At 47.1% G+C, this 9,535-nt stretch carries 9 protein-coding genes and 1 tRNA gene; 8 read left to right on the top strand and 2 right to left on the bottom strand.

Features of this window, described 5'->3' with window-relative positions:
• Positions 1-339 precede the first annotated feature (339 nt).
• On the bottom strand, positions 340-1,194 hold the full coding sequence (gene nfo / locus Q0256_RS07825; RefSeq protein WP_297961959.1) for a deoxyribonuclease IV: 855 nt from the start codon (positions 1,192-1,194) through the stop codon (positions 340-342).
• 370 nt (positions 1,195-1,564) lie between these two features.
• A complete protein-coding gene (locus Q0256_RS07820) occupies positions 1,565-2,059 on the bottom strand; it encodes a hypothetical protein (RefSeq protein ID WP_297961956.1) in 495 nt (164 codons plus the stop codon).
• A gap of 77 nt (positions 2,060-2,136) precedes the next feature.
• Here Q0256_RS07820 and Q0256_RS07815 point away from each other — a divergent pair.
• From Q0256_RS07815 to Q0256_RS07780, 8 genes are all read left to right on the top strand, one after another.
• Positions 2,137-2,211: transfer RNA gene (locus tag Q0256_RS07815), tRNA-Glu, on the top strand.
• A gap of 252 nt (positions 2,212-2,463) precedes the next feature.
• Positions 2,464-3,201: a spore coat protein gene (locus Q0256_RS07810; protein WP_297961953.1), complete on the top strand. Its 738-nt coding sequence runs from the start codon at positions 2,464-2,466 to the stop codon at positions 3,199-3,201.
• Positions 3,185-4,384 (top strand): multidrug effflux MFS transporter, encoded by a 1,200-nt coding sequence (locus Q0256_RS07805; RefSeq protein WP_297961950.1) that lies wholly within the window; start codon positions 3,185-3,187, stop codon positions 4,382-4,384. The genes Q0256_RS07810 and Q0256_RS07805 overlap by 17 nt, the downstream gene beginning before the upstream one ends.
• A 102-nt stretch (positions 4,385-4,486) precedes the next feature.
• Positions 4,487-6,310, top strand: a complete 1,824-nt coding sequence (thrS, locus tag Q0256_RS07800; RefSeq protein WP_297961947.1) for a threonine--tRNA ligase — start codon at positions 4,487-4,489, stop codon at positions 6,308-6,310.
• Positions 6,307-6,828 carry a translation initiation factor IF-3 gene (gene infC / locus Q0256_RS07795; RefSeq protein WP_297961943.1) on the top strand — a complete coding sequence of 174 codons (522 nt, stop codon included), beginning with the start codon at positions 6,307-6,309 and terminating at the stop codon, positions 6,826-6,828. The genes thrS and infC overlap by 4 nt, the downstream gene beginning before the upstream one ends.
• A 206-nt stretch (positions 6,829-7,034) precedes the next feature.
• Complete coding sequence (gene rfbF / locus Q0256_RS07790; protein ID WP_297961940.1) at positions 7,035-7,808, top strand: glucose-1-phosphate cytidylyltransferase; 774 nt, start codon at positions 7,035-7,037, stop codon at positions 7,806-7,808.
• Between the two features lie 11 nt (positions 7,809-7,819).
• Positions 7,820-8,893 carry a CDP-glucose 4,6-dehydratase gene (gene rfbG, locus Q0256_RS07785; RefSeq protein ID WP_297961962.1) on the top strand — a complete coding sequence of 358 codons (1,074 nt, stop codon included), beginning with the start codon at positions 7,820-7,822 and terminating at the stop codon, positions 8,891-8,893.
• A partial coding sequence (locus Q0256_RS07780) for a thiamine pyrophosphate-binding protein (RefSeq protein WP_297961937.1) occupies positions 8,890-9,535 on the top strand: 646 nt, incomplete at its 3' end. The genes rfbG and Q0256_RS07780, both read left to right, overlap by 4 nt.

The following is a 9,535-nucleotide window of genomic DNA, read 5'->3' as shown; positions in this document are numbered from 1 at the left end:
CCTTGAAATATCATAGCGATAAAATTTTAAAATTTTATCGCTGCATCGCTTTAAAAATCTTGCTTGAAATTTTAATTATGAAGCGTAAAATTTTTCATTTCTGCCGCGGTGCTGCGTTTTTCTATAAAAATTTTGCTCTTTTGCTGTGACGATGTATTTTCGTCGTAGAATTTCGCGCCTTTTTTGACGCGGCATTCTTAACGCGCAATCCTCATTATTTTGCTTGTTAAATTTAAGTTATAAATCCAGCGACGTAAATGCACGGCATAAAGGCTCTTATCGCTGGCGCCACTTTGAAGCGAAATGAGATAAATTCTACGTGGCGCAAAAGGCGTCCGATTAGGCCTTGGGGCGTCCTTGCATACTGCGCAAAAGTGCGATCTCCTCCACCCAGAGGCTATCGTCGATCGTTTCTAAAATCAGCGGGATCTCGTCGATGTTCGGGTCGTTCATGATGTTTTCAAACGCTGCGAGCCCCAAAAATCCGCGTCCGAGGCTCTCGTGCCGATCCTTACGCACGCCAAGCTCGTTTTTCGTGTCGTTTAGGTGCATGCCGCTTAAAAATTTATAGCCGATCGCGCGGTCAAACTCGCTCATCGTGCGCTCATAGGCCTGTGGGCTACGCAGATCGTATCCTGCGGCGAACGCGTGACAGGTATCGATGCAGACGCCGATGCGATCTTTGTTTGAAATTTTATCGATCACGTAAGCGAGCTGAGCGAAATCATAGCCGAGATTGGAGCCCTGGCCGGCGGTATTTTCGAGCACGAGCTTGACGCCTGCGGTGTTTGCGATGGCGAAATTTAGCGACTCTGCGATATTATCCAGGCACTGCTGAACTGAAATTTCATTTAGATGCGAGCCCGGATGAAAGTTCAAAAGCCTAAGCCCGAGCGCTTCGCAGCGGCGGATCTCGCCTATGAAGGCGTTTAGGGACTTCTCGCGCTCCGCCTCGCGCGGATGGCCCAAATTTATGAGGTAGCTGTCGTGCACCAAGACATGTTCCGCGCGGATGCCGCTTTGCTTCAGCGCGTCCTTAAACGCGATGGTCTCCTCCGCGCTAAGCGGCGGCGCGTCCCATCTGCGCTGATTTTTGACAAACATCGCAAACGCGTCCGCCCCGATCCTTGCGGCGTTTAACGGCGCGTTAAAAACCCCGCCGCTAGCGCTTACGTGCGCTCCGATCCGCTTCATTCTACCTCCTAAATTTTATTTTACGCCGCGCGCGACAAATTTTATTAACTCTGGCCGCGCGCGGATTTTTTAAATTTAAATGCGCGCTTTTTCTTTCGCATATACGCACTGCTTGGTAAATTTCACCGCGAAGAGCCGGCGCAGAGCGCCAATAAAACCGCGCCGTTTGCAAAGCTTAGGCGGCTACCCCGCCGAGTAATGGATTTTGACCGCTCGCGCCGTTGTTTTGGGCGGCTGCTAGAGAGCATTATTCTCGTGCGCTTACAAGGCACCTCGCCGCGCGAGATTTTATTCGTTCGCGATTTGCTCGCGCCGCCCGCGGAATCGCATCTCACGTGCTACAAACATTGCTCGCGGCTAGCGTAAAATTTTACTGCAGCTCGCGGATTTTGATCTTTACGCCGCGCTTTGCATCGGCGAAGATTATGGATCTTCCGCCACCGTCCTTGTCGCGACAAACTTTATAATCGATAGAGCCATCTTGCAGGCTTTGAGCGAGGCAACGGCGCTCGCCTGCGTCGCTGCCGCCAAAGATCGGCTTGCCGTCTAGGATTTGGCCGAGAAGCCCGCGGTAGTGCTCGGCGCCGAAGAATTTTTTATTGAAAACGAGCTCGTCGTCGCACGCGCCGTTCATGCAAATTTTATCGCCTTTTAAAACCAGGCTCAGCACGCTGATGCCGCTTGCGTAAATTTGAACCTCGGTTTGATTTTTAAATTTACGCATAAAGCCCGCGTCGCTGGTGCGAGTAAGCGGCGAAATGACGGTGAAATTTACAGCTTGCGTAGAAGCGGGCTTGAGTGCAGTGGTAGCGCAGCCTGCGAGCAGAAGCGAAAGTGCAAGCGGCGCCAGAAAAGAGCATTTCATAAATAATCCTTAATTTAAGTTGGGTTTAAGTGCGTCTTGAGTAGAATACCGCCTTTAATCTTAATACCAGATTAAGTGGCCCCTTCGTCTAACGGTTAGGACATCGCCCTTTCACGGCGGTAAAACGAGTTCGAATCTCGTAGGGGTCGCCACTTCTAGCTTAAAAATTTTTTGACGCAAATCTTAGCTTTATAAAATTCTAAAATTTTATCTAACTGCTAAATTTCAAAATTATGCGCTTTTGCTGCTTCCTGCGCTATAAAATTCCAAGAAATTCTATCTGATAGTTTTAAAATTTAGCCCCGTTGAATTTACGTAATAAATTTTATGCGGACATATGAAACTTAATGAAATAAAACTTGCAAATTTAGCTCTTTCTAAAAAAAATTCGCTAAATTTATTGAATGCAAAATTTTAAAGAATACGTAAATGAAATTCTAAAAAATCATCCTGGCGAGCGCGTCACGAGCTTTAGTTTCGAGGGCGAGAAATACTGGCTCAAGCAGCCGGAGTTGCGCATCCGCGGCGGATTGCTTACGAAAATATTCAAAGCAAATCCGAAAGCCGCTTTCGATTACGAAGCGCTAAAATGCGAGAGCCTGTACGCAGCCGGCGCGCCTGTGCCGCAGCCGGTGCTGCGAGACGAGAGCTTTTTCGTACTCAAAGACGGCGGCACGCCGGTGGATGAGGTGCTAAAAAGCTCGGATGAGGCGGCTTGCGTGGCGCTCATTGAGGGCTACGCTGCGGCGTTAGCACAGCTACATTCGCGCGGCTTCATACACGGCAGACCCGCGCTGCGCGACGTTTTAGTAAAAAATGGCGAGATGAAATTTATAGATTTTGAAAATCGCAGCGAGCGCGGTGATCTGCAAAAAGCCAAAATACGAGATTTTTTACTGTTTATCTATGATCTGTGTCGTGAAGGTCTGAGCGAAGGCTTGGTGCGCGCAGGCATTCGCACCTACGTCTCAAACGGCGGGCAGGGCGTAGTACAAAGTGCGTGGGCTACGGTACTTACGCTGCGTCCGATATATTTTGTCGCTAGGCTTTTGCCGCAAAAATTTAAAGATCTAAACGCGCTCGTGCGCACGTTTGAGCTCTGCCTAAAAATAATAAAGGAAAACGATGGTCAAACAAAGTAAATTTGCTAAATTTAAGCTGGTGATTATACTCGCCTATATGTCCGCTCTGGCGCCCTTGTCTACCGATATGTATCTGCCCGCGCTGGAAAAGGTAAAGGCGAGCTTTGCTACGAGCGAGTTTTACGCTCAGCTATCGGTCGCGAGCTTTTTCATCGCATTTGCGCTAGGACAGCTCGTTTATGGACCGCTAAGCGATAAATTCGGTCGTAAAAAGCCGTTATACGCGGGTATTTTGCTTTTCATATGTGCGTCGCTTGCTTGTGTGAGCTTTGATAGCGTTTATGCGTTTATATTTTTTAGATTTTTGCAAGCTTTGGGCGGGTGCGCGGGAGTGGTACTTGCGCGAGCCGTAATTAATGATAAATTTGAGCTTCACGAGGCTGCGGCAATGTTTGCGCTGATGATGGTCGTGGGTTCGCTAGCGCCGATGCTAGCACCAACTCTAGGTGGATTTGTGCTAGATTTTTTCTCGTGGCAAGCGATTTTTGCGATTTTGTTCGCGCTTGGAATTTTACTTTTTGCATTTATATTTTTTGGACTCGACGAGAGTGCGCAGATAGATGGGACTGCTACACTTAGCGTAAAAGGCGTGCTTGGCGAATACGGCATAATTTTGCGAAATAAAGAATTTATGCGCTATACGCTAGGATTTGCGGTTGCGATGAGCGCGCTTTTTGCTTATATCACGGGCTCTAGCTTTATATTTTTGGGCTATTATGGGCTGGGCGAGCATGCCTTTGGCGTAATATTTGGCATCAACGCTCTTGGAATGACCCTCGTTTCGGCACTAAATGCCAAACTCGTGCAAAATCGCGAACCCACAGCTTTATTAAATTTCGGCCTAATCGCGATGCTTGCGACGAGCCTAATTTTGCTCGCATGCTCTATGCTTGACCTTCCTTTCATCTGCTTTGAGGCTTCGCTTTTCGTATTGCTTTCGTCTCTTGGCTTTGTTGCGCCTAACGCCACGACGCTTGCGATGGCGCTGTATAAGGACGGCAATTCGGGCGCAGCTTCGGCGGTGCTCGGAACTGCGCAATTTGCTATCGCTGGGGCTATTTCGTTTATCGTGGGTGCAGTGGGAGCGAATAAGCCGTTTTTGCTCGCAAGTGTGATGGCGATTTGTGCTCTTTGCGCAAACGCCGTGTATTTTTTATTGCGAGAAAAGAATCAAAAATTTTAATTTTAATATTTTTTAAATTTATCGTTAAGGATTGATTAGCTAAAATTAGCTCTCGTTCTTTCAGTGTAAGAAAGACAATTCGGTAAAAAAGGAAACAAGCCAATGAGCGATATTATCGCATATAAACTTAACGGTGAAATTTACGATACTCAAAGTATCGGCGAGCGCGCAAGCGAGGCGCAGCCGATATATTTCGATAACTCCGAGGACGCGCTTAAAATTCTGCGCCACTCCTGTGCTCACCTTTTGGCGCAGGCGGTGCGCGAGCTCTACCCGAGCGCTAAATTTTTCGTGGGACCCGCGATCGAGGATGGGTTTTACTATGATATGCGCGTCAGCAAAAGTGGCGGCGAGAAGCTTGGCGAAGAGGATTTAAAAGCGATCGAAAAAAAGATGCGCGCGCTTGCCGAGGCAAATTTAGAGATTAAAAAGATAGCCTCCACCAAAGAGGCGGTCGCAAAAAAATATGCAAACGACGATCTTAAGCAGGAGGTTTTAAAGCGCATCCCCGAAGGCCCCGTAAGCCTATACGCGCAGGGAGAGTTTGAGGACATCTGCCGCGGCCCGCACGTGCAAAATACGAAATTTTTGAAAAATTTCGCCCTTACGCGCATCGCGGGAGCGTATCTCGGCGGCGACGAGAAGCGCGAGATGCTAACTCGCATCTACGGCGTCGTATTTGCCGATAAAGATAGCCTTAAAAAACACCTTACGATGCTAGAAGAAGCCAAGAAGCGCGACCACCGAAAGCTCGGAGCCGAGATGAAATTTTTCACCTTCGACGAGCAGATCGGCGCGGGACTTCCGATCTGGCTTCCTGCGGGCACGAGGATGCGCATAAAGCTCGAGGAGCACCTTTATAGGCAGCTTCGCAAGCGAGGCTACGAGCCGGTGCGCGGCCCTGAAATTTTAAAATCCGACGCGTGGAAGATCAGCGGGCACTACAGCAACTACAAAGAAAATATGTATTTTACGACGATCGAGGAGCAAGAATACGGTATCAAGCCGATGAACTGCGTCGGTCACATCAAGGTTTATCAAAGCGAAATCCGCTCATATCGCGATCTGCCGCTTAAATTTTGCGAGTACGGCGTCGTGCACCGCCACGAAAAAAGCGGCGTCTTGCACGGACTTTTCCGCGTGCGCGAGTTTACGCAGGACGACGCGCATCTGTTTGTGATGCCGAGCCAGATCAAAGAAAACGTCTATGAAATTTTAGATTTCGTTGAACTCTTGATGAAGGCTTTCGGTTTTGAGTACGAGCTTGAAATTTCGACTAAACCGCAAAAGGCGGTCGGCGACGACGAGGTTTGGGATATCGCGACGAAGGCCTTAAAAGACGCGCTTGACGAAAAGGGCTTAAAGTACGGCCTAGACGAGGGCGGCGGCGCATTCTACGGGCCTAAGATCGACATCAAAATCACCGACGCGCTCGGTCGAAAATGGCAGTGCGGCACGGTGCAGGTCGATTTTAACCTGCCTGCGCGCTTCGAGCTTGGCTACATCGACGAAAATAATGAAAAAAAGCAGCCCGTGATGCTGCATCGCGCGATTTTGGGAAGCTTCGAGCGCTTCGTGGGGATTTTGCTCGAGCACACCGCGGGCGAGCTTCCGTTTTGGATCTGTCCTACGCAGGTATCGATCGTGCCGATCGGCGAGGCGCACGCAGACTACGCGAAAGAAATTTTAAATTTGCTGCGCGCGGCGGACATAGACGGCGAAATTTTAGATAAAAACGAGACGTTAAATAAACGAATCAGAACGGCTGAAAAGCAGAAGGTGCCGCTCATCATCGTCCTAGGCGATAATGAAGTTTCGGCTCGCAGCGTGGCTCTGCGCGATCGCAGGGCGCGCGAACAGCGAAATTTAGGACTGGATGAGTTTTTAAATTTCGTAAAAGCTAAATTAAACGAGGTGAATTTTTGAGCAGAGGCAAAGAGGTTTTTCTAAACGAGGACATTCCGGCTAGCGAAGTCAGGTGCATAGGCGACAACGGCGAGGTTTACGGCATAATTTCAAAGGCGCAGGCGCTGCAAATCGCCGAGCGAGAGGGTGTGGATCTGGTTTTGATAGCGCCCGATGCAAAGCCGCCCGTTTGCAAGGTCATGAACTACAGCAAATTTCGCTATCAGCAGGAAAAAAAGCTCAAAGAGGCGAAAAAAAAGCAAAAAATCATCGAGGTCAAAGAGATCAAGCTGTCCGCCAAAATCGCTCAAAACGACATTAATTACAAAGTAAAACACGCGAAAGAATTCCTTAGTAGCGGCAAACACGTCAAGCTTCGCGTATTTTTAAAAGGGCGCGAGATGTCAAGCCCGGAAATCGGCGTAAATTTGCTCAATAAAATTTGGGATGAATTTTTCGCAGAAGTTGCCGATCGCGATAAGGCGCCTGCGCTGGAGGGTCGCTACGTAAATATGCTGATCACGCCGAAAAAAGTTTAGTGTATTTGCGCGGAATAAGTACAAAATAATTTGATACTATTAAGTGCATGCGGCGCTATATAGTATTAAGTAATTTGTACGTAGTTATTTTTACTTGAAACTTTCTTGATGAAATGCTAGTAAACTGATAAGTCAACAATTATGATGGCTATTTTGTAGCATAATAACCATCATAATAAAATTTGGGATAGCAAGGAGATAAATATATGAAAGTTTTAATACTAGCGGGAGGTTTCGGTACTAGGCTTGCCGAAGAGACGAGCATTAGGCCAAAGCCAATGGTAGAGATCGGCGAAAAACCGATTTTATGGCATATTATGAAAATTTATAGTTTGTACGGATTTAACGAATTCGTCATTCTGCTTGGCTATAAAGGCTACTATATCAAAGAATATTTTGCTAATTATTTTTTGCATCAAAGCGATATGACTATAGATTTGAAAAATGGCAAAATGGAAGTTTTAACCAATTTTAGCGAGCCTTGGAGCGTTACGCTGTTAAATACCGGACTAAACACTATGACTGGCGGTCGTATTAAGCGGGCTAAGAGCATAGTGGGAGACGAACCATTTTTGCTTACTTATGGAGATGGTGTTAGTGATATAGATATCCACGAGCTTGTAAAATTTCATAAATCTCACGGCAAAGCGCTTACGATGACTTCCGTTCAACCGGAAGGTCGTTTTGGGGCACTAAATATAGATGACGAAAGTCGCGTGCATGAGTTTAAGGAAAAACCAAAAGGAGACGGCAATTGGATTAATGCCGGTTTCTTTGTATGCGAGCCTAAGGTTTTTGACTATATTACGAATGGAGATGCGACGATATTTGAGCAAGAGCCGCTTATGAATTTAGCACACGACGGTGAAATTTTAGCGTATAAACATAACGGCTTTTGGAAACCGATGGATACGCTTAGAGATAAGCTTGAGTTAAACAAAATTTGGGATAGCGGCAACGCTCCGTGGAAAAAGTGGTAGCAATGCAAGATATGCAGGATCTATACTCCGGAATTTATAAGGGCAAAACAGTTTTGCTTACCGGGCATACCGGTTTTAAGGGCTCATGGCTTAGTCTATGGCTGGAGCGCTTGGGCGCGAAAGTGATAGGGTATTCGCTTCCGGCGCCTACAGAGCCAAATCATATAGGACTTTTAAATTTAAATATCGTCCAGGTGATCGCTGACATACGAGATCTTGCTAAATTAAACGAAGTCTTTGCAGCTTATAAACCAGACATCGTATTTCACTTTGCCGCTCAGGCACTCGTACGCCCATCTTATGCCGATCCGATAACAACCTACGAAACCAATGTCATCGGCACATTAAAAGTCCTTGAAGCTTGCAGAAAAGCAGGCGTTCGCGCGATCGTAAATATCACCAGCGACAAGGCTTATGAAAATAAAGAATGGGTTTGGGGATATCGCGAGAGCGATCCTATGGGCGGATATGATCCATATAGCTCGTCGAAAGGCTGCGCGGATATTCTGGCTAGTTCATATCGAAACTCCTTTTTTAATGAAAAAGATTACGGCACAAAGCATCAAACGCTGCTTGCCACGTGTCGCGCAGGTAATGTCATAGGCGGTGGAGACTGGGCGCAAGACAGATTGATTTGCGATGTTATGCGCGCAGCAGCTAAAAATGAACCGGTAACGATCCGCAACCCGCATGCGACGCGCCCTTGGCAACACGTGCTCGAGCCGCTTGGCGGATATTTGCTCGTGGGGCAAAAGTTGCTTGAAGGGCGAAAGGAATTCGGCAGCGCGTGGAATTTCGGACCTAGCGACGATGGTGCGATTAGGGTGCTTGATGTACTAAAAAGCGCCAAGCGATATTGGGATAAGATAGAATTTCAAATCAATTCCGATATAAACCAGCCGCATGAGGCAAATTTATTAAAGCTTGATTGCTCTAAAGCACATGCGCTGCTTGGCTGGAAGCCCGTTTGGGGCAGCGAAACGGCATTTGAAAAAACTGTAAAATGGTATAAAAATTTCTACGAAAACGGCACAATCGATACCGAGCAAAATTTAAACGACTACGTAAAAGATATGATGCGATGATAAAAGTTAGCGATTTTATAGCAAAATTTATAGCCGAGCATAAAGATACTGCAAAGACCGTATTTATGGTCTCGGGTGGCGGCAATATGCACCTGATAGATTCGCTTGGCAAAAATGAAAATTTAGAGTATGTCTGTAACCATCACGAACAGGCTTGCGCGATAGCCGCAGAGGGATATGCGCGCGTCTCAAATAAGATCGGTATCGTGTATGTTACCACGGGTCCCGGCGGGACGAACGCGATTACCGGCGTTTACGGTGCTTGGGTGGATTCTATCCCTATGATGATCATATCGGGACAGGTGAAATTTCAAACAACCATTGCTTCGCAACCCGAGCTAAATTTACGTCAGCTTGGCGATCAAGAGGTTAATATCGTTGACATCGTAAGGCCTATCACAAAATACGCCGTAATGATAACGGATAAAAATAGCATAAAATTTCATCTGCAAAAAGCTGTTTATGAGGCTAAACACGGCAGACCGGGGCCCGTATGGCTGGATGTGCCGCTAGACATACAAGGCGCGATGGTGGACGAAGCGGATTTGGTAGAATTTAAAATTCCAGAAGAGCCGAAATTCGACACAAAAATCCCGCAGGTTCTAGATGCGTTAAAGGTTGCGAAGCGTCCCGTAATTATTG

This window comes from uncultured Campylobacter sp. (assembly GCF_937949835.1).
In the GTDB taxonomy this organism is placed as follows: Bacteria; Campylobacterota; Campylobacteria; order Campylobacterales; family Campylobacteraceae; genus Campylobacter_B.
The sequence above is the reverse complement of the archived record's forward strand: the minus strand, read 5'-3'. Positions and strand labels throughout refer to the sequence as shown.

Excerpts from the sequence above, each read along its gene's own strand:
- nfo (WP_297961959.1), bottom strand. The coding sequence starts at position 1,194 with ATGAAGCGGATCGGAGCGCACGTAAGCGCTAGCGGCGGGGTTTTTAAC.
- Q0256_RS07820 (WP_297961956.1), bottom strand. The coding sequence starts at position 2,059 with ATGAAATGCTCTTTTCTGGCGCCGCTTGCACTTTCGCTTCTGCTCGCA.
- Q0256_RS07810 (WP_297961953.1), top strand. The coding sequence starts at position 2,464 with ATGCAAAATTTTAAAGAATACGTAAATGAAATTCTAAAAAATCATCCT.
- Q0256_RS07805 (WP_297961950.1), top strand. The coding sequence starts at position 3,185 with ATGGTCAAACAAAGTAAATTTGCTAAATTTAAGCTGGTGATTATACTC.
- thrS (WP_297961947.1), top strand. The coding sequence starts at position 4,487 with ATGAGCGATATTATCGCATATAAACTTAACGGTGAAATTTACGATACT.
- rfbF (WP_297961940.1), top strand. The coding sequence starts at position 7,035 with ATGAAAGTTTTAATACTAGCGGGAGGTTTCGGTACTAGGCTTGCCGAA.
- rfbG (WP_297961962.1), top strand. The coding sequence starts at position 7,820 with ATGCAGGATCTATACTCCGGAATTTATAAGGGCAAAACAGTTTTGCTT.